Annotated in this window: 18 protein-coding genes; 8 read left to right on the top strand and 10 right to left on the bottom strand. The window is 69.1% G+C overall.

Annotated features, from left to right (window positions below; all coding sequences use genetic code 11):
- Positions 1-5 precede the first annotated feature (5 nt).
- Together HNR20_RS26745 and HNR20_RS26740 are read left to right on the top strand one after the other, a co-directional pair.
- Entirely contained in the window at positions 6-821 is an 816-nt protein-coding gene (locus HNR20_RS26745) for a 2-keto-4-pentenoate hydratase (RefSeq protein WP_184185248.1), read from the top strand.
- Positions 822-2,092: 1,271 nt separating this feature from the next.
- Positions 2,093-3,220, top strand: a complete 1,128-nt coding sequence (locus tag HNR20_RS26740; protein WP_184185245.1) for a hypothetical protein — start codon at positions 2,093-2,095, stop codon at positions 3,218-3,220.
- A 24-nt stretch (positions 3,221-3,244) separates the two neighbouring features.
- Here the strand turns inward: HNR20_RS26740 and HNR20_RS26735 are convergent, their stop codons facing one another.
- Positions 3,245-3,892, bottom strand: coding sequence for a TetR/AcrR family transcriptional regulator (locus HNR20_RS26735; RefSeq protein WP_184185243.1), 648 nt, complete (start codon positions 3,890-3,892; stop codon positions 3,245-3,247).
- A gap of 50 nt (positions 3,893-3,942) precedes the next feature.
- Here HNR20_RS26735 and HNR20_RS26730 point away from each other — a divergent pair, with 50 nt between their 5' ends.
- The gene (locus HNR20_RS26730) at positions 3,943-4,872 is read left to right on the top strand and encodes an NADP-dependent oxidoreductase (protein ID WP_184185239.1); all 930 of its coding nucleotides are present in this window, start codon (positions 3,943-3,945) and stop codon (positions 4,870-4,872) included.
- A gap of 243 nt (positions 4,873-5,115) precedes the next feature.
- Here HNR20_RS26730 and HNR20_RS26725 read toward each other — a convergent pair whose 3' ends face one another.
- The 6 genes from HNR20_RS26725 to HNR20_RS26700 all read right to left on the bottom strand — a co-directional run bounded on the left by HNR20_RS26725 (position 5,116) and on the right by HNR20_RS26700 (position 10,396).
- Positions 5,116-6,126, bottom strand: a complete 1,011-nt coding sequence (locus HNR20_RS26725) for a mechanosensitive ion channel family protein (RefSeq protein ID WP_184185236.1) — start codon at positions 6,124-6,126, stop codon at positions 5,116-5,118.
- Positions 6,127-6,450: 324 nt separating this feature from the next.
- Positions 6,451-6,933: an SRPBCC family protein gene (locus HNR20_RS26720; RefSeq protein WP_184185233.1), complete on the bottom strand. Its 483-nt coding sequence runs from the start codon at positions 6,931-6,933 to the stop codon at positions 6,451-6,453.
- A gap of 2 nt (positions 6,934-6,935) precedes the next feature.
- Positions 6,936-7,319 carry an ArsR/SmtB family transcription factor gene (locus HNR20_RS26715; RefSeq protein ID WP_184185230.1) on the bottom strand — a complete coding sequence of 128 codons (384 nt, stop codon included), beginning with the start codon at positions 7,317-7,319 and terminating at the stop codon, positions 6,936-6,938.
- 79 nt (positions 7,320-7,398) lie between these two features.
- Positions 7,399-8,175 (bottom strand): phosphatase PAP2 family protein, encoded by a 777-nt coding sequence (locus tag HNR20_RS26710; RefSeq protein ID WP_184185227.1) that lies wholly within the window; start codon positions 8,173-8,175, stop codon positions 7,399-7,401.
- A 116-nt stretch (positions 8,176-8,291) separates the two neighbouring features.
- Positions 8,292-9,932 (bottom strand): MDR family MFS transporter, encoded by a 1,641-nt coding sequence (locus tag HNR20_RS26705; RefSeq protein WP_184185223.1) that lies wholly within the window; start codon positions 9,930-9,932, stop codon positions 8,292-8,294.
- Positions 9,929-10,396, bottom strand: coding sequence for a MarR family winged helix-turn-helix transcriptional regulator (locus tag HNR20_RS26700; protein ID WP_221309925.1), 468 nt, complete (start codon positions 10,394-10,396; stop codon positions 9,929-9,931). Before HNR20_RS26700 ends, HNR20_RS26705 begins: the two co-directional genes overlap by 4 nt.
- Before the next feature lie 106 nt (positions 10,397-10,502).
- Here HNR20_RS26700 and HNR20_RS26695 point away from each other — a divergent pair, with 106 nt between their 5' ends.
- Genes HNR20_RS26695 through HNR20_RS26685 form a run of 3 tightly spaced genes read left to right on the top strand, consistent with a single transcriptional unit; the run spans position 10,503 to position 12,196 of the window.
- Entirely contained in the window at positions 10,503-11,099 is a 597-nt protein-coding gene (locus HNR20_RS26695) for a TetR family transcriptional regulator (protein WP_184185217.1), read from the top strand.
- Between the two features lie 51 nt (positions 11,100-11,150).
- A complete protein-coding gene (locus HNR20_RS26690) occupies positions 11,151-11,480 on the top strand; it encodes an ArsR/SmtB family transcription factor (protein WP_311736885.1) in 330 nt (109 codons plus the stop codon).
- Complete coding sequence (locus tag HNR20_RS26685; protein ID WP_184185211.1) at positions 11,480-12,196, top strand: cation efflux transmembrane domain-containing protein; 717 nt, start codon at positions 11,480-11,482, stop codon at positions 12,194-12,196. Before HNR20_RS26690 ends, HNR20_RS26685 begins: the two co-directional genes overlap by 1 nt.
- 63 nt (positions 12,197-12,259) lie before the next feature.
- Here HNR20_RS26685 and HNR20_RS26680 read toward each other — a convergent pair whose 3' ends face one another.
- Entirely contained in the window at positions 12,260-12,898 is a 639-nt protein-coding gene (locus HNR20_RS26680; RefSeq protein WP_184185208.1) for a vitamin K epoxide reductase family protein, read from the bottom strand.
- Positions 12,895-13,557, bottom strand: coding sequence for a DsbA family protein (locus HNR20_RS26675; RefSeq protein WP_184185205.1), 663 nt, complete (start codon positions 13,555-13,557; stop codon positions 12,895-12,897). The genes HNR20_RS26680 and HNR20_RS26675 overlap by 4 nt, the downstream gene beginning before the upstream one ends.
- 324 nt (positions 13,558-13,881) lie before the next feature.
- Between HNR20_RS26675 and HNR20_RS26670 the strand changes: the two genes are divergently transcribed.
- The gene (locus HNR20_RS26670) at positions 13,882-14,601 is read left to right on the top strand and encodes a DUF8817 family protein (RefSeq protein WP_184185201.1); all 720 of its coding nucleotides are present in this window, start codon (positions 13,882-13,884) and stop codon (positions 14,599-14,601) included.
- A gap of 49 nt (positions 14,602-14,650) precedes the next feature.
- Here HNR20_RS26670 and HNR20_RS26665 read toward each other — a convergent pair whose 3' ends face one another.
- Positions 14,651-17,470, bottom strand: coding sequence for an AfsR/SARP family transcriptional regulator (locus HNR20_RS26665; RefSeq protein WP_184185198.1), 2,820 nt, complete (start codon positions 17,468-17,470; stop codon positions 14,651-14,653).
- Between the two features lie 269 nt (positions 17,471-17,739).
- Here HNR20_RS26665 and HNR20_RS26660 point away from each other — a divergent pair, with 269 nt between their 5' ends.
- Positions 17,740-18,378, top strand: coding sequence for a sporulation delaying protein family toxin (locus HNR20_RS26660; protein ID WP_184185195.1), 639 nt, complete (start codon positions 17,740-17,742; stop codon positions 18,376-18,378).
- The last annotated feature ends 2 nt before the right edge of the window (positions 18,379-18,380 follow it).

Genomic DNA, 18,380 nt, shown 5'->3' with positions numbered 1-18,380 from the left:
GCGGCATGACACCGCACCGGGCGGTTGCCGACGAACTCTGGGCGGCTGCCCGGCAACGCCTCCCGGTCCCACACATCTCCGTGCGGCATCCGGAGTTCACGCTGGACGACGCGTACGCCGTCCAGCGGGGGGTGCGCGACGCGGAACTGACCGACGGAGCTCGCCTGGTGGGCAGCAAGATCGGCGCCACCAGCGAGGCGATCCAGAAAATGTTCAACATCGACCATCCGGACTTCGGTTTCCTGACCGACCGGATGCTGCTACCCGACGGCATCCACCTGGACACCGGGCGGTTCATCCACCCGAAGGTCGAGGGCGAAATCGCCTTCGAACTGGGCAAGGACCTGACCGGCGCCGAGGTGACGGCGCAGGACGTCCTCGACGCGACGTCCGCGGTGATCCCGGTGCTCGAGGTGCTCGACAGCCGGTTCGACAGTTGGGACATCACCCTCGTCGACACGGTCGCGGACAACGCGTCGTCCGCGATGGCGGTGCTCGGCACCCCGGTCCCGCTCGGCGACCTCGACCTCGCGGCCCAGCGCATGGTCTTCGAGGAGCGGGAGGGGGACGGCACGGTCCGTAGCCGCCTCACCGCGACCGGTGCTGCCGTCATGGGCCATCCAGCCGAGTCCGTGGCCTGCCTGATCCGCATCCTGGCCAGTTACGGCGACGGCGTCCGAGCCGGCGACATCGTGCTCGCCGGGTCCTGGGCCGGCGCCGTGGACCTGGTGCCCGGCCGGGAAGTGCGGGCGTCGTTCGGTGTCCTCGGCTCGGTTTCGCTGGTCGCGGTCGGCCCAGAGCGGACGAGTAGGGGCTCCTGAGGCCGAGGAGGCGGCGAACACCCGGCCGGGCATCGTCGTCCGGCTCCGCCGCTAGGCTGGCAGGTGATTCCGGTGGACGGAAAGCCCCTGCGCGGCAGCCTTCGTCGACATCCGCGCCGACCTCGGTCGGCGCGGATGTCACATGTACGGCTCTCTGCGAAATCCCCCACGATGGATGTGCGACAGCCAGGACAGCGAGACGTCCGCCGTCAGTGGCGTGAGTCTCGTGCCGACACCGACCCCACACTTCCGCAAGACCGTGGCAACCCTCATCGCGCAAGAGACCTGCCCGCCCAGGACCCGGACGTCTTGGACATCGTCGAGCGACTCGGTGCCGATCGCGCGGGGTGGCGACGTCCCGCACACGCCCGGCACCCACGGGCGCACCGGGATGACGAACCTGGTTGCCGGAGCAGGTTTATGGGAGGTTTTCGGGGAGCGGTCCACGACCCCATAGGCAACCTTCAAGCCCTGACCAGCGTTTCCGCTGGTCAGGGCTTTTGTCTGTCGACGGATTGTCACTGGGTCGCGCCCGCCTCAGAAACTCCGCCCGCTCCGCGAATAGGTCGATCGCCTGCTGCAGGCTGCATGCCTCAGTCTCGCGTATGGCCTTGATCGTTCCGCATCAAGCGGATCAGGCTGTCACCGTCTCACCTCGGGCAAGCTCCGCCCGCGGCAGAACGCCGTGTTGCCGACATATCCTTGATCCCGGCACGGCCTGGAGTGCGAGTCATGGACGCCTGCGAGGCCGAGGCGGAACATAGCTTCCGCTGATCAGACGAGGCATCGTCTGAGTACCGGGGTTACATCCCTCCGGGCCGTGCTCATGCCTCGGACCTTCGGCCGTTTCAGGTGCTAGTCGGAGAATGGCGCACGGCGGGAACGCCAACCCTGGTGCCGGACACGACTTGTAACAGATCGGTCCGCCAGTCACACATGCCTGTGGGCAGGACTCCTGCGACTCGCACGTGCGTCGCCCCAGGGCTCAACGCCGCCGTCCGCGCACCGGTACCCGCCTGGCTGGTGCGAGCCACCAGAGCGCCTTGCGCTGAACCCGCTACACCCATCGAGGTGGTCTCTTAGGCTGCGTGGGCGGGGTGCCCGGTTCGACGATGGCCTCTCGGTGGCGCTGTACGGACTGGCCGAGGGCTCCTTTCGGCGGCCTGGCTCTACCACTACCTCAGCCGACACGGGAGCTGCCGCGACAGCGCGTGACGCCTCCGGTCTGTTCGCCGTCAACGGCCGCGCCCGGCTAGCGGTGAGGAGCACCGATGACGCACAGCGAACGGGACCGCCCGGAGATCGTTGTCGGACTGGTAGCAACCCCGCCGGACCACCCGGCCCGGGTGGCCGCGCGGCTCACCGCCGAGCTGGCCGGCAGGCTCGCCGAGCGAGTAGACGCGGGCGTGCGGTGGACCGTCCGGGAAGGTTGGGGCGAGGTGGCGCCGCGCCGCGACGGCGGCGTTGAGGCCCTGCTCAACGATCTTGCTCAACGGCGCGCCGACGACCATTGGGACGTCGCCATCTGCCTGACCGACCTGCCGCTGCACGCCGAGCGGGTGCCGCTGGTCGCGCAGACCTCCGCCCGGCGCCAAGTCGCGGTGGTGTCCCTGCCCGCGCTGGGACTGCACCAGCTGCGCGCAGCCCGTGCCGCCGTTCCGGATCTGGTGAGCCGACTGCTGACCGACGCTTCCGACCAGCGGGTGCCGCCGGCCGGCCGGGCACCGGCCGAGATGGCACGCCGGATCCCCGCCGTCCACCGAGTGGTCGGCGAGGCTGACGCCGGCGAGCGGCGCTTCGTCGCCTCCGGGCTGATCGGCCGGGCGCGGCTGTTGACCGGCATGGTCCGCGCCAACCGCCCGGGGCGCGCCCTGCTGGGCCTGTCCAAGCTGCTGGTCGGCGCGATCGGCACGGCCGTGTTCGCGCTCAGCACGAACACGATCTGGCAGATGGGCGATGCACTCGGCGGACTCCGGCTCGCCGTGATCATGCTGCTCGGACTGACCGCGTTGGTGGTCTGGCTGATCGTCGCGCACGACCTGTGGGAGAAACCAGACCGAGAGACACCGAACGAGCTGGCACGGCTGTTCAACCTGGGTACGATCCTCACCCTCACTCTGGCCACGGCGCTGTCCTACGTGGTGCTGTTCGTGGGAACAGTGCTCGTCGGGGCACTGCTGATCGACACATCCGTGCTGGAACAGACCTTGCAGCGGCCAGTCAACGTCACCGACTATCTGAAGCTCGCCTGGATCACCAGCTCGCTGGCCACCGTCGGCGGCGCGATCGGCTCCGGGCTGGAGAACGAGGAAACGGTCCGGGCCGCCGCGTACGGCTACCATCCCCGACCCGATGGCTGGCGGGACGAGAAAGGCGGGCAGTCCCCCGGCGGCAGGTGAGTGGGCACATGTACCACCGGAGTACTAGCCCACTTGGCTGCGTCCGGATACCGATGCCGGGGGTGCCAACCGCGCCACGGGCGGGAGCGGCGAGACATCCGGGGAGGCTTGGAATGCCGAGATGGCGAGAGCGGCGAAGCGCCGGGAGGCGGTGACCTGGGTAGTCGGCGAGGTCGTGTGGATACCGCTGTTGGCCATGAGCACGAGGATGACGTCGTCCAGGACAAAGTCGGGGCGCAGGCGGCCCGCTTCCTTGGCGCGGCGGGCAAGTTCGTCGATCGCTTTGAGCGCGTAAGCACGGCGCGCGTCGAAATCTACTGCATTGGGAAAGGTCGAAATGAGAGCTGCGGTAAAGCCTCGGTCGCGCGCGTGCAGTTCACACATTTTCTCGATCACGAGACAGAAACCGTGCCATGGATCCAGATCGGCAAGGCCCTCGTCGACAACGGCGCGACACGCGTACATCTGTTCTGCGAATGCCTCGGTGACCAGCATCTCCTTGGTCGGAAATCGGCGGTACAGGGTGGCGGGTGCGACCCCGGCCCTCCGGGCGACCTCCCGCATCGGCACGTCCAGACCGTCAACGGCGAAGACCGCGCGGGCGGCATCGAGGATGCGCTCGCGGTTGTCCAGGGCGTCGGAGCGAAGAGCGTGAGGCAAACGATCGGTCACGGCTCTCACTTTAGCGAGGCGGACAACGGCCTGCGTTAGCGTCCGTGTGCATGAGGGCTTTGCAATTTTCCAAGTACGGTCCCGCCAGTGTCCTTGAGGTCTCGAAGGCACCGGAACCCCACGCCGGACCCGGCCAGATACGGGTGGCGGTTCGGGCCTCAGGCGTCAATCCGGCCGACACGTACGTCCGCGCCGGTCGATTCCAGGACTGGATTCCACTCCGTCTGCCGCACGTGCCCGGTGTCGACGCCGCCGGCGTGGTGGATGAGGTCGGTGAGGGGGTGACCACGGCTCAGGTAGGCGATGAGGTTTTCGGGATCACGGACTACGCCCAGATGGGCGGAGCGAACGCCGAATACGCCGTCTTGGCCGCGTGGGCACCGAAGCCGGCCGCCCTGACCTGGGAGCAGGCCGGCGGCGCGGCGGGCAACATCGAGACGGCCACCCGAGTGCTCGACCGGCTGGGCGTCAAGGACGGCACCACGCTGTTGATCGAGGGCGCGGCCGGCGGGGTCGGTACGACCGCGATCCAGCTCGCGGTCGCCCGTGGCGCGGCCGTCATCGGCACGGCCAGCGATCGCAACCATGAGTTCGTCGCCTCGCTCGGGGCGATCCCGACCACCTACGGGCCCAGCCTGGCCGAGCGGGTCCGCACTCTGGTGCCCGGCGGGGTGGATGTCGTACTCGACTGTGCCGGCTCTGGTTCTCTCCCCGACCTGGTCGGCCTGGTCGCGAGCCCGGACAGGGTGGTGAGCATCGCCGACATCAACGCCGCGACCTACGGCGTGCACCTATCGCGCGGCTCTGGCCCCGGCGCGGACACACCGGCTCTCGAAGGAATCGCCGCCGTCGGCGAACTCGCCGAGCGGAGTCGTTTCACAGTGCCGGTCGCTGCCGTGTTCTCTCTGAAAGAGGCGGCCGCCGCTCACGAGTTGAGTGAGTCCCGCCACGCGCGAGGCAAGATCGTGCTGAAGCCGTAGGCGTACTCCACCTGCGAGAATTCGAATCCCAACGCCGGGATCGCGGAGAAGATGTTCGGTCATCCGGTCTCCGCGATCTTCGGCTGTTCGCTCCGAACTGAGCGACGATCAGGTGTTGTTCCTCTCGGACATCCTGCCGACCGGCTGCATGGGTGCCGAGATGTGCGACATCCAGCCCGCCGACGTGGTCGCGGTGCGGGTGCCCTGCCGGTCGGCCAGTTCGCGATGGACAGCGGAGGCCGTTTAGGGCTGATACTGATTGCGGGCGCGGGGCAGCCACTGGGGACGACTGTCGCGCAGGTAGCGGATCAGCCCCTCGCGCAGGTCGCAGCGCAGGTCCCAGGCGCTGGCACCGTCGGCGGCCGAGGCCTGCACCTGGATGACCACTGTCTGCGGGGTGGAGTCGACCATTTGGAGCACCCACTGGTCACGATCCCAGAGCGGCGAGGACTCGACCAGCCGGCGCGCCTCCCGGCGCAGGTCGTCCAGGTCGGCGGTGTGGTCGACATGGATCTGGATCTTGCCGACCACGCGGGACTCGTTCCGGGTCCAGTTCTGAAACGGCCGCTCGGTGAAGTACGTGGTCGGCAGGATGAGCATCCGCTCGTCCCAGAGCCGGATCACCACGTTGGTCAGCTTCACCTCCTCAACCCGGCCCCATTCACCGTCCACCACCAGCACGTCGCCGACGTGCAGACCGTCGGCGAAGGCGACCTGGATGCCGGAGAACGCGTTGCCGAGCGCGGTTCGAGCGGACAGGCCGATCAATGCGCCGACCACTCCCGCCGAGGTCAGCACAGAGATGCCGAAGAGGCGTACCGGCCGGAAGGTGATCAGGATCAGGCCGATCGCGACGATGGTGACCACGGCGACGGTGAGCCGCCGCACGGGGCGGATCTGGGTCCGGGCCCGCCGGATCCGCCGATTGGCGACCGCGTCGCCCGGCAGTCGGCTGAACGCGACCGCTTCGGCGACGTGCAACGCCTTGATCACTAGCCATGCCCCGAGGACGACCAGGACCAGCTGGACGACGTGCCGCAGGCTCCGCTGCCACCCGGCCGGCCCCGCCGGCAGCGCATAGTACAGCGCCCCAACCAGCAGGACGGCCGCCGCCGGGCGGCGGCAGGCATGCCGTAACGGCTCCAGCAACCACTTGTGACGGCCACGGGCTACGCGTCGGATGAGCAGGCCAAAAATCAGATCCACGACCGCCGCCGTCGCCAGCGCGGCTACTACGATCAACGCCGTACGCATCAGAGGCCGTTCACCGTAGTCCCGATGCCACCTTTCCTGCCCAGTCCACGTACCCAGGGTGCCACCCCGTCCAGTGGTGGGCGGCCAACATCGGCGAACAACCGCTGACCACGCCAGCAGCACCTGCCCGGCGGTCGCTTCCAACAGACGGGGCCATCTACTGGTCCGGTGCGCCGGGGGACCCGCGCGACGCATCGCGGACGCACCGGCGGTGGGGACCCGGATCGCCAACGGAGCCCCGGTCGATCGACTCCCACGGCGGCGTCGTAGGGCGGTACGGCTCCCTCGTGTTGACGATGTAGGCGTGACGACGACCGACGGGGTTCAGTTGCCCTCGGTGAACAGGTTGGCGTAGCGGGCCAGGTAGAGGGGCCAGCCTTCGTCGTGGGCGACGCCGTCGCGGACCGCGGGCCAGCCCGGGCCGTGCCGGTCGAGGTTGCGGTGCTCCAATTCGACCCGGGTGCGGTCCGGGGATTCGGCGATGAAGGTGACCTCGACTTCGCTGGTGTTGTCGGGGTCGGTCTCGACCTGCCAGGTTGGGCTGATGTCCCAGCTGAACACGACGCGCTCCGGTGGGTCGTAGACCAGGACCCGCGCCCATCGGCATACCTCGCCGTCGGCGCTGCGATCGTAGATGTGGCCGCCGACTCTTGGTTCGAAGACGGTCTCGGCGGTCGCGGCGTCGAGCAGAGTGTGCTCACGCGGTTTGAAGTCGCCGAACCGTTCCGTGAACACGGTGAAGGCTCGCTCAATCGGTGCCTGCACGATGACGTGCCGGCGCACGACGACTTCGGTGGCTTCCGTCATGACTACTCCTCGGTGGGTTGTTCGGCGATGTCCTGAAAGCCTTCGAGGGCGCGGTTCCAGTACGTGTCGAGCTGGTCTCGAAGGGCGGCGACCCCTGCGGGGTTGAGTCGGTAGACCCTGCGGGTGCCGGCGGCGCGGTCGGTAACGAGGCCGGCGTCCTTGAGCACTCTGAGGTGTTGGGAAACCGCCGGTCTACTGACCGGCAGGACTTCGGCGAGTTCGCCGACGGCACGGGGTCGTTCGGCCAGGCAGGCGACGATGGCGCGTCTCGTTGGATCTCCGAGTGCGTCCCACCCGTCATCTGCTTGGTAAGTCACCACGAACGGTAAGTTACTACTTACGGGGATTGGGATCAACCATGCACCCGTTCCGAATCGTGCGCACATCGAAGCGGTGCTGCAGACGACGCCGTCGGCGAACTGCGCCTTATGCGCTGGTCGCGGCGTCGCGGGTGAAATCGGGGTCTCAGCTGACGTGAGCGCGGCCGGGCGAGCGCTGCGGCGGCGGGCGGTACGACGGACGGTCACCGCCGGGCAGGGGCAGCACGAAGCAGACGACGGCGAGCATCACCGCCGCGACCACGCCATCGAGCCAGTAGTGGTTGCCCGTGCTCACGACGACCAGCAGGGTGGCGGACGGGTGCGCCAGCCACAGCCACCGTGTACGTCCGCGAGTCACCGCGATGAGCGCGACGGCGACGGCGATCGCCCATCCGACGTGCAGGGACGGCATGGCGGCGTACTGGTTGCTCAACGCGTCCGTGTCGGGTGGGCCGTAGACGGCGGGCCCATACCGGCGGCCGGTGTCCACCATGCCGGTCAGAGCGGTGAGCCGGGGCGGCGCCAGTGGGAACACGAGGTGCAGCGCCAGGGCCGCCCCGGTGAGACCGGCGAGTATCCGACGGGTCCAGAGGTAGTGCGCGGGGTGTCGCACGTAGAGCCAGATCAGCGTCAGCGCAGTGGCAGGGAAGTGCACGTACGCGTAGTAGCCGTTGGCCAGGTGCACCAGCAGGTCGCTGGACAGCACGGGGCGCTGGAGGGCGGCCTCGTTCGGCAGGCGTAGCAGGCGTTCCAGGTGCCAGATCGACTCCCCGTTGGCCAGCGCGGTGGAGACCCGGCCGGCCACCGCCACCCGCGCCGCCTTGTAGAGCAGGAACAGTGCGGCGACGAGCCCCAGTTCGCGCAGCGCGCGGCGCAGTGGGGCGGTTCGCCGGCTGGGAGCCGCCGGCCGTACCGCTGCCATTTCCGCAGTTTCCACAACGCCTCGATTCGGTCGCGCTCGCGTGTCGGCCCACGCCGGACAGACCGGGGCCGCTGCCGTCGGATGACGGCGGCGGCCCCGGGTCGTACGGCCAGATGTCAACGTCGGCTGGTCGCTCCGTCCGGCGTCTTGTCGACCGACACCTGGTCGAAGGCGGGCGCGCCGTCGATCGCGTCGGCGGCGACGGCCGTCGACGTGGCGGCGTCCGGCAGGTCGAGGCTGGTCCGCAGCGTGATCGGCTTGAGCAGGAGCGCGGCGATGATGCCGACGATCCCGATGGCGGCGGAGATGAGGAAGATGTGCCCGGTGGCGTCGCCGTACGCTGCCCGGACGATGTGCTGAATGCTGTCGGGCAGCGCGGTGATGTTGAGGTTGCTGCCGCCCGCGCTGTCGGAGGCGGGGATCCCGGCGGCGGCGAGGTCGTGGGTGATCTGGTCGGCGACCCGGCGGGCGAGGACGGCGCCGAGAACCGAGACGCCGATGGTGCCGCCGAGTGACCGGAAGAACGCGACGCTGGAGCTGGCGGCACCGATGTCCTTGAGCGCGACCGTGTTCTGCACGGCGAGGACGAGGTTCTGCATCGTCATGCCGACGCCGGTGCCGACGATGAACATGGCGACGCCGACCAGGACCAGCGACGTCTGGTGGTCGATGGTGCCGAGCAGCGCGAAGCCGGCCACGAGGGTGATCGAACCGGCGACGATGTACGGCTTGATCTTCCCACTCCGGGTGATCAGCCGACCGGCGACGATCGAGGACCCGAGGACTCCGGCCATCATCGGGATGGTGAGCAGGCCGGCCTCCGTCGGGCTGAAACCACGGCCGATCTGGAAGTACTGGCCGAGGAACACGGCGCCGCCGAACATGGCCATGCCGACCGCGAGGCTGCCGAGGATGGCCAGCGCGGTGGTGTGCTCGCGCACGATGCCGAGTGGGACGACCGGCTCGGCCGCTCGCGACTCGACCCAGACCGCCAGAGCGAGCAGGACGATCGTGCCGCCCACCATGGCCGCGGTCTGCCAGGAGGCCCAGGCGAACGACCCGCCGACGAACGAGATCCAGATGAGCAGCAGGCTGACGCCGGCGGCGATCAGGGTGGCGCCCAGATAGTCGATCTTGACGTTCTCCCGCCGCACGGTCGGCAGGTGCAGGGTGGCCTGGAGCAGGATCAGTGCGATCACGGCGACGGGTACGCCGACGAAGAAGCACCAACGCCAGCCGAGCCAGGACGTGTCGACGATGAGCCCGCCGAGCAGCGGGCCGCCGACCGTCGCGACCGCCATGACGCCGCCGAGGTAGCCGTTGTAGCGGCCCCGCTCGCGTGGCGGGATCATGGCCGCGATCGCCACCTGGACGAGTGCCTGCAGGCCGCCGACCCCGATGCCCTGGAACGCTCGGGCGGCGATGAGCTGGCCGCCGCTCTGCGAGAAGCCGGCGATGACCGAGCCCAGCAGGAAGATCACGATGGCGACCTGGATGAGGATCTTCTTGTTGAACAGGTCTGCCAACTTGCCCCAGATCGGGGTGGTCGCGGTCGCGGTGAGCAGGGTCGCGGTGACCACCCAGGTGTACTGGTTCTGCGAGCCGTTGAGCGCGCCGATGATCTTCGGTAGCGCGGTCGAGACGACCGTGCTGCTCAGCATCGCGACGAAGAGCACCAGCAGCAGGCCGCTGAGCGCCTCGAGCGTCTGCCGATGGTTCATCGGCTCGGTGCCGGCCGTTGTGGTGGGTGCGCTCATCGCGCGGCCTCCAGGTTGTCGTGGTTTCCGAGTGCGGTGTCGATGTCGTGGGCGAGCCGGTCGAGCGCACCGCTCAGCGCCCGTACCTCGTCGTGGGTCCAGTCGGCGAGCACCCGCTCAAGCACCTCGCCGTACCAGCCGTAGGCCTCGGTGAGGGCGGCCTGGCCGGTCGGCGTGATCGCCAGGAAGCTCGCCCGGCGGTCGGTCGGGTCGGGCCGCCGCTCGACCAGGTTGTGCGCGACGAGCCCCGCGACAGAGCGGCTGACGGTGGACGGGTCGAGCCGGGTGCGGTGCACCAACTCGCGGGCGTGGCATCCGCTGGAGAGTTGGTCGATCTGCAGGAGCATGCCGACCAGGCCCGGCGGTACGGCCGGTCGTTCGTCGGCCCGGCGCTGCTTCAGCAGCCGGACGCTCTTGGCCAGTTCGAACAGCCGAAGAACGAGTTCACGTACCGCGCTGTCCACGTCTCTCCCACACCCGAAATGGTTGCCCCACGCAAGCATCTACCGATCTTGCCCATTAGGCAAGTTTGCACTTTGAGAAGCGCGTCACCCGCGTACGCTGAGGGCGATGGACGAGACCACGGGGCTGCGGGAGCGCAAGAAGGCGGCCACCCGCCTGGCCCTGCACGAGGCGGCCCTGAGCCTCGCCGCCGAGCAGGGGTTCGACGGCCTGACCGTCGAGGCGATCGCCGACGCCGCCAACGTCTCCCGGCGGACGTTCTCCAACTACTTCTCCAGCAAGGAGGAGGCGCTCTTCCACGGCGACACCAGGCGCCTTCGCCGACTGTTGCAGCTCATCGGCGAACAACCCGTCGACGAGCCGCCGTGGGCGGCACTCAGCCGGGCGGCGCAACGCTTCACCGAGGAGTTGTTCGGCGACGGCGACCCGTCCTGGCTGACCCAGCGGCGGCAGCTACGCCAGCACCCCGGCCTGGCCGCACACCAGGTCGCGGCGTACAGCGCCGTCGAGCGCGAGTTGGCCGGCGAACTGGCTCACCGGCTCACCGGCGCCGACGTGGCATTGCGCTCCCGCGTCCTGGCCGCCACCTTCCTGGCCATCCTGCGGGTCGCCGTGCAGCACTGGATCGAGCACCCGAACAAACCACTGGTCGACACGGTCCGGGCCGCCCTCGCGGAGGCCGCCGCGGCCACCTCCGAGCGCTAGACGAATCAGTTCAGCGTTCTGTTTATTCATTGGCTGATGTACTGTCAGGCAGTGGAGACGCTCACGCACGGACAGGTCCTGGCCCGCTTCGGTCACGCCCTGTCCGACCCGGTCCGCGCCCGGCTCCTACTCGCGCTGCGCGAGGGTCCCGGCTACCCGGCCGACCTCGCCGACCTGCTGGGGACCAGCCGACAGAACCTCTCCAACCACCTGGCGTGCCTGCGGGGCTGCGGCCTGGTCGTCGCCATGCCCGAAGGCCGCCGCAGCCGCTACGAACTCGCCGACGGGCGCCTCGCACACGCCCTCGGGGACCTACTCGGCCTGGTCCTGGCCGTCGACCCGGCCGCCTGCCCGGACGCTGAATCCGAGGGGTGCTGCTGATGGGCGCGCCTCTGCCGCTGGTGGCGCTCGGTCCGTCGCCGGCCCGCCGCTCGACCCTGATCCGGCGCGTGCGTCTGTTCGTCGCCGCGACGATCACCTACAACGTGATCGAGGCGGTCATCGCCATCAGCGCCGGGACGATGGCCTCGTCGACCGCGCTGATCGGGTTCGGGCTCGACTCCGTCATCGAGGTGGCCTCCGCCGCCGCGGTCGCCTGGCAGTTCTCCGGCCCCGACCACGAACGCCGCGAACGTGCCGCGCTGCGCGTCATCGCGCTGTCGTTCTTCGCCCTCGCCGCCTACGTGTCCGTCGAGTCGGTGCGCGCGCTCGTCGGCGGCGACCACGCGGAGCACTCCACGATCGGGCTGGTCCTGGCAGCGGTGTCGCTGGCGGTGATGCCGGTCCTGTCGGCCGCGCAACGTCGTGCGGGACGTGAACTCGGGTCGGCCTCGGCCGTCGCGGACTCCAAGCAGACCCTGCTGTGCACCTACCTCTCGGCAGTGCTGCTGGTCGGGCTCGCGGTCAACTCGCTGTTCGGCTGGTGGTGGGCCGACCCCGCCGCCGCTTTGATCATCGCCGCGGTCGCGGTCAAGGAGGGCCGTGAAGCCTGGCGCGGCGACGCCTGTTGCGTCCCCGGTGCCGCCCTGCGCTCCCCCGCCGCAGGCAGCGACGCCAGCGGGTGCGACGACGGTTGCCGCACCACCGACAACCGTTGAACGGACCTACGGTGGCGGTCGGTTCCTTCGACCGCCACCGCACTGTACGAGGGCAGCGGACGGCTAGATGAGAGTGATCCAGTAGCTCCAGAAGCGGTTGAGGATCGCGAGCAGGATGATCGCGTACCAGCCCGTGAGGATCAGGCTGTGGTAGGTGCCAGCCACGGCAGCGACCCGACGTACGGGCCCGGGAAGCGCGCCACCGTGCTGGCGAAGGGTGCGCAGGGTGACGTAGAGGAAGATCGGGATGGTGACGGTCCAGACGAGCATGCAGTAGGGGCACAGGGCGCCGATGACGTAGAGGCTCTGATAGATGAGCCAATGCACGAAGACGACTCCGAATGTCGCGCCGGCCTGCAGTCCCAGCCAGAACCAGGTGGGCAGTCGCGCACCGGCCAGCAGGACGACGCCGATCGTGGCGACCACGGTGAAACCCGCGACGCCGATCAAGGGGTTGGGGATCCCGAAAGCCTCGGCCTGCGGTGTGACCATGACCGAGCCGCAGGACAAGATGGGATTGATGCTGCAACTCGGCACGTAGTCGGGGTCGGCGAGCAGGTTGATTTTCTCGACGATGAGGATCAGCGCGGCGAGCAACCCGAGCGCGCCACCGACGGCGCAGATCCAGGCGGTGGCGCGGGACAGGAAACCCTGGTCGGGTACCGCCCGCTCGGTGTGCGGGTCCACGATGGCGGCGCTCATTCGGCCAACGCGGCGTCGATAGCGGCGACGAGGTCGTCCTGGCCGCGCAGGTCGGTCAGTTGCCGGCCGTTGAGGAAGAACGTCGGGGTGCCCTGCACCCCAGCGGCTGCACCGTCGGTCTTGTCCCTCGCGACCCGCGTGGCAGTGGCGGGGTCGTCGAGATCGCGCTGGAAGCGCGGCAGGTCCAGGCCGAGCGTGCGGGCGTAGCCGAGGAACACCTCCGTCTGGGGCTGCTCCTGGTGACTCCAACTGGTCTGGTTCTCGAACAGCTGGACGTACATGTCGGAGAAGCGGCCCTGGTTCGCGGCGGCCTGGGCGGTTCGGGCGGCCAGATCGGCGTTGGGGTGGCTGGGGATCGGGAAGTACCTGACCACGAAGGTGATGCGGCCCTGGTAGGTGGCCAGGACCTGCTTGACCGCCGGGTACGCGGCGGCGCAGGACTCGCACTCGAAGTCGAGGAACTCCACCAGAGTCACCTTGCCGTCGGCGGCGGTGGCCAGCCGGTGGCTGTCCTCGCGCACCAGCACCGTCGACTCGATCCCGCCAGTGTCGGTGGTCGCGGCAGGTGGTTGGTCGGGACGGTTGACGGCCAGCAGACCGCCGACCACGAGCACCACCACCGCGATCAACGCCAAGGTCAAGCGAGCGTTCCTCGTCATTTTCCCGTCCTCGTCCGCCGTGGATCAACGTGATCGGCCCGCCCGCCTTCGAGCGACGGTGTCCGACCCGGACGGTACAGAGACGGCTGTACCGACTTGCTGTCAGATTCCTGAGACCGGGCGGGCGTCGGCGTCGACCAGACCATCTGGGCGAACACGCTCGCCGGAGCACGCCGAGGTGGGCGAACAGTTCCCGCTGACCACCGACCGCTCCCATCGGCCGGGACGCGCTGCGTTCTGGGTCATCAACCGATCGGATGACCGAAGCAGATGATCGGCTATTTCCGTGTGCGACGGACACCCTGCGACGCTTAAGAAGAAGGCATGACCAACGAGGTGACCGTTCCCCTGCTGCCGTGTGCATCCATTGACGACATCGAGGCCTTCTACGGAGTTCTCGGTTTCCGCACCACGTACAAGCAACGCAAGCCCAACGCGTGTGTGGGGGTGCAGCGGGAAGACCTGCATCTGCAGTTCTTCGAGATCGCCGGATTCGACCCCGAGCAGTCCTATGGCTCCTGTCTCGTAATCACCGCAGACATCGAGGGACTACATCAGGCATTCGCAGACGGCATGCGCGCCGCGTACGGCAAGGTACTGGTGTCGGGAACGCCGCGGATGACCCGGCCCAGGGCGCGGAAGAACGCCGACGGGTTGGGCGGATTCAGCGTCATCGACCCGGGCGGCAACTGGATCCGCGTCTTTCGGAACGCCGCCACCGCGCCCGTGCCGGCCGCCACGACTGCCGGGCGGCTGGCCAAGGCCCTAGCGAATGCTGTCGTGCAGGCCGATTCCAGGGGAAGCGTCGGACAGGCCGTTCGGATTCTCGACAGCGCGTTGGCCCGCCCGCAAGCCGACGACGACCCGGTCGAGCAGGTAGAGGTCCTGGTCTACCGCGCCGAACTCGCGATGGTGCTGCACGATCCAAAGACTGCGGGCGAGATGCTGGCCCGCGCCCAGTCCGTCACGCTCACGGAAGACGAATCCGAGAGAGCGGCATCCGCGTTCGACAACGCCGACGAACTCGCAGCAGCACTGCGGTGACTCACCATACGAACGCCTCCCTCAACTCGGCATGTACGGAGACCCGGCCTCACCCAGACGTCACCGTACGGATCTTCTCCACGATGCGGTCGGTGTCCTGGCCCAACTCGACGATGATGTCCAGCGCCTCCCGCCACACCCCACGCGCCGCCGACCGTTCGCCGGCAGCGAGATGGGTGTCGCCGAGGTGCGTGAGCGTGGCTGACTCGTAGTAGCGTTCGCCCACCTCGCGCCAGAGCGACAGGGCCTGCCGGTAGCACTCGGTGGCCTCGGCAAACTGGCCCAGGTGGTGGTGCGCGCTCCCGAGACTGTCCCAGGTGTGAGCCTGCCAGTAGCGGTCACCGGCCTCCTGTTGCAGCAGCAACGCCCGCTGGCAGTGATCCAGCGCAAGCTCGTGGTCACCGAGCTGGCTGTGGTACCAACCCGCGTTGTTCAGGGCATTCGCCTGCCCGGATCGGTGCCCGGCCGCCCGAAACAGTCGCAGCGCCTGTTCGGCGTAGCGCAGGGCGAGCCGGGGCTTGCCCCGATGCTCGGCGACGGTACCCAGGTTGAGCAGGGTGCGGGCCTGCCCGACCTGATCACCAAGCCTGCGGTAAAGCCGCACCGCGTGCCACAGGTGGTCGCGGGCCTCGCCGTGCAGACCCCGACGCAGGTGCGCGATGGAGATGTTGCGATGTGCTCGAGCCTGCCCGTCCCGGTCCCGGACCCGGCGGGCCGCCTCCAGCGCGAGCTGTTGAACGATCGCCTGGTCATGCCAGCGGCCACACCGGTCCAGGAACGTGGTCATGGCCCAGCCGAGCTGCCACGCGTGAACGTCGTACCCGTCGCCGCCAGCCCGTCGCAAGAGATCGAACAGCACCGGATACTCCTGGCTGAACCAGGTCCAGGCGGCCTCGCGGTCACTGATGACCGCTACGGTCACGCCAACGACCGCCCCTGGTAGCCGGATCGGGTCCCGATGTGGGTGCAGCCGCAGGTCGGCAAGGTGGGCGCTGCCCAGGTAGTGGTCGAACATCCGGCGCGTCACCGCCAGCCGCTCGGCGCAGTCCTCCTCGATGTCGGTTCGCTCCATGGCGTAGGCACGGAGCAGGTCGTGCATGGCATACCTGCCCGGCGCGTGTTCGGTGACCATGTGCGCGTGCGCGAGCTCGGCCAACAGTGGGCGGACCCGCGCGGCCGGAACACCGGCGAGGCTGGCCGCAGCAACCGCACCCAGATCCGGACCGGGATGCAGGCTGAGCAGTCGGAACAGGCGTGCGGCCGGACTACTCAGGGCGCGGTACGACCAGGAGAAGACCGAGCGGACGTCAGTTTCGGCGTCCATGCCCGTGAAACCCTCCAGACCACCGTGGGCCAGGTCCAGCTCCTCGGCGATGGCCCGCAGGGCGAAGTGGGGGTGATTGACCAGTCGGGACGCGACGATGGCCAGCGCCAAGGGCAGCCCCGCGGACCGGGCGGTGATCGTTGTGACGGCCGCCGGCTCGGCGGTGAGCCGGCGCGCACCGAGTCGGCGGATCAGCATGGTGTGCGCGTCGTCGAGCGGCAGCGGATCGAGCGTGATCGGATGTGCTCCCTCGGTCGTCACCAGGCCGGTCAACCTGCTGCGGCTGGTGATCAGGGTGAGGCAGCCGGGTCCACCCGGCAGCAGCGGGCGGACGTGCTCGCTGTCGCGGGCGTTGTCCAGCAACAGCAGGACCCGGCGCCCGGCCAGCAGCGTGCGCAGCAAGGCCGACTGGGCGGCGAGACCGTCGGGCAGTTGCTGTGCTGGTACCTCGAACGCGTCCAGGAAGCCACGAACTGCCTCACCGGGGTCGAGCGGCGGACCGGTCGGATGGAAGCCGCGCAGATCGACGTGGAGGTGGCCGTCCGGAAACCGGTCGGCCACGAGGCGGGCGAAGTGGACCGCCAGCGCCGTTTTTCCCACCCCCGCGATGCCGGAGAGGACTGCCACCATGCCCGTGCCGGCCCGAGTGGCCGCGTCTAGCAGCCCGCACAACTCGTCAACCTCAGCAATGCGTCCGGTGAAGGCGTACGGCGACGCGGGTAGCTGCGCCGGGACCGGCTTGGTCGGGGTCGAGGCTCCCGGCAGGCTGGGCTCCGGCCGGGAGGTGGCCGCGGGCGCCGTGACCGGTGCCAGTCGCGGGTCGGCGTTGAGGATCGCGCGGTGCAGCTCGATCAGTTCCGGTCCAGGGTCGATCCCCAGTTCACCCACCAGGAGTTCGCGTACCTGGTGATACGTCCGGAGCGCCTCGGTCCGCCGGCCTGCCCGGTACAGGGCGAGCATGAGCTGCCCGTGGGCCCGTTCGCGTAGTGGTTCCGCCGCGACCAGGTCGGCGATCTCGTCCACGAGTTCGGCTCCGCCGCCCAACGTGAGTTCAAGTGACAGGCGTTCTTCCTGGAGGCTGCGGCGTTGGTCGTTGAGCTGGGCCGCCGCCGCCTCGACCAGCCGGCCGGTCACTCCGGTGAAGGCGGACCCGCGCCACAGCGCCAGCGCCTCCCGCAGGTGGACGACCGCACCCGTCAGCTCTCCGACGGCGGCGAGCTGACGGCCCTGGCGTGCCCGATCGACGAAGACACGCAGGTCGATCTCGTCGTCCGGGACGCGCAGAGAGTACCCGCCGGAGTCGGTGACGATCTCGCCCGCCGTCGCCAGCTGCCGACGCAGCGTCGACACGCAGTTGCGGACCACCTTGACCGAGCTGCTGGGCGGATGCTCGTCCCAGATCGCCTCGACCAGCCGGGACATCGGCACCACCCGGTTCGCGTCGAGCAACAGGGCGGCCAGGATGCGTTGCTCCCGTGCCGCGCCCAGGGGAATCTGGCCATGGTCGAGTCGCACTCTGAGCGGACCCAGCACCTCGAACCTCACGTACCTCCCGCCCTCGTCCGCGCCGGTCGGGCCGTCCCTTGTGGACATGGCGCGGCCGACGGCTCGGTCGCCAGCCGAACGAGCCGTGCCACCTCGGATTGTCACACTGCCGCGAACGCATGCATAGCTCGTCGTCGAAGGCACCCGGAACCGGTCCCGTGGTGATTCGGCGCGGGGCCAGGGCGCCGCCGGGGACGAACCGGGGATCGATCGGGGACGGTCAGGCGCAGGGTGCTCCTGAGAAGTCGCTTGATGTGCGGGAGGTAGTCATGAATCACCGCAAGACCTGGCTCGGCCTGCTCGTCCTGGCCCTGGCAACGGTGTCCCTCGGCTTCGGAGCGCGGAGCCAGGCCGACCCCGGCTGGCCTGGCCCGCCGCCGCAGTACCGGGCCACCGAGGTCTCCGACGCGGTCTTGTTCAACGACGGGCCGGCGGCCTATCGGCTGGTCAACCTGAAGCGCCCGCCGACACGGTGGACGACAGCGCTGCGCTACGCCCAGGGTGCGCTCAATTCGGAGTTGACCCGTCGGGACACCTGGTCCGACACGATGATCGTGCAGCGGATACAGAGCGGCAACCCGGTCGCGGTGCGCGAAGGGCTGGTCACCCTCGTCGCGCTGGCTCGCGAGGTGTTCGACAAGACATTCGGCAAGGAAACCGTGGACTCCGCCGTGCTCGTGGTCGACGACGCCCTACTCCAGAACGCGTACGAGGTCGTCCGGGCCGACTCCTACATCGACTTGGACGAGGACAAGCCGACCCTGCTGGAGGCCGGTACCGTCCGGGCCCTCTTCGGCGCTGCTTTCTCCGGCTGGTCGTGGGACATGGCCGGCACCCCGGCGCCACAGGCCAAACTGGTGCAGGACGAACTCATCGCGTCCATCACCCGTGACCTGCGATACAAGTAGTC

Source organism: Micromonospora parathelypteridis (genome assembly GCF_014201145.1).
GTDB lineage: Bacteria > Actinomycetota > Actinomycetes > Mycobacteriales > Micromonosporaceae > Micromonospora > Micromonospora parathelypteridis.
This window is presented reverse-complemented; position numbering and strand designations above follow the sequence as displayed.

Bases quoted from the DNA above. Each gene is read 5' to 3' on its own strand.
- HNR20_RS26745 (WP_184185248.1), top strand. From the start codon at position 6: ATGACACCGCACCGGGCGGTTGCCGACGAACTCTGGGCGGCTGCCCGG.
- HNR20_RS26740 (WP_184185245.1), top strand. From the start codon at position 2,093: ATGACGCACAGCGAACGGGACCGCCCGGAGATCGTTGTCGGACTGGTA.
- HNR20_RS26730 (WP_184185239.1), top strand. From the start codon at position 3,943: ATGAGGGCTTTGCAATTTTCCAAGTACGGTCCCGCCAGTGTCCTTGAG.
- HNR20_RS26725 (WP_184185236.1), bottom strand. From the start codon at position 6,126: ATGCGTACGGCGTTGATCGTAGTAGCCGCGCTGGCGACGGCGGCGGTC.
- HNR20_RS26720 (WP_184185233.1), bottom strand. From the start codon at position 6,933: ATGACGGAAGCCACCGAAGTCGTCGTGCGCCGGCACGTCATCGTGCAG.
- HNR20_RS26715 (WP_184185230.1), bottom strand. From the start codon at position 7,319: ATGTGCGCACGATTCGGAACGGGTGCATGGTTGATCCCAATCCCCGTA.
- HNR20_RS26710 (WP_184185227.1), bottom strand. From the start codon at position 8,175: ATGGCAGCGGTACGGCCGGCGGCTCCCAGCCGGCGAACCGCCCCACTG.
- HNR20_RS26705 (WP_184185223.1), bottom strand. From the start codon at position 9,932: ATGAGCGCACCCACCACAACGGCCGGCACCGAGCCGATGAACCATCGG.
- HNR20_RS26695 (WP_184185217.1), top strand. From the start codon at position 10,503: ATGGACGAGACCACGGGGCTGCGGGAGCGCAAGAAGGCGGCCACCCGC.
- HNR20_RS26685 (WP_184185211.1), top strand. From the start codon at position 11,480: ATGGGCGCGCCTCTGCCGCTGGTGGCGCTCGGTCCGTCGCCGGCCCGC.
- HNR20_RS26680 (WP_184185208.1), bottom strand. From the start codon at position 12,898: ATGAGCGCCGCCATCGTGGACCCGCACACCGAGCGGGCGGTACCCGAC.
- HNR20_RS26675 (WP_184185205.1), bottom strand. From the start codon at position 13,557: ATGACGAGGAACGCTCGCTTGACCTTGGCGTTGATCGCGGTGGTGGTG.
- HNR20_RS26670 (WP_184185201.1), top strand. From the start codon at position 13,882: ATGACCAACGAGGTGACCGTTCCCCTGCTGCCGTGTGCATCCATTGAC.
- HNR20_RS26660 (WP_184185195.1), top strand. From the start codon at position 17,740: ATGAATCACCGCAAGACCTGGCTCGGCCTGCTCGTCCTGGCCCTGGCA.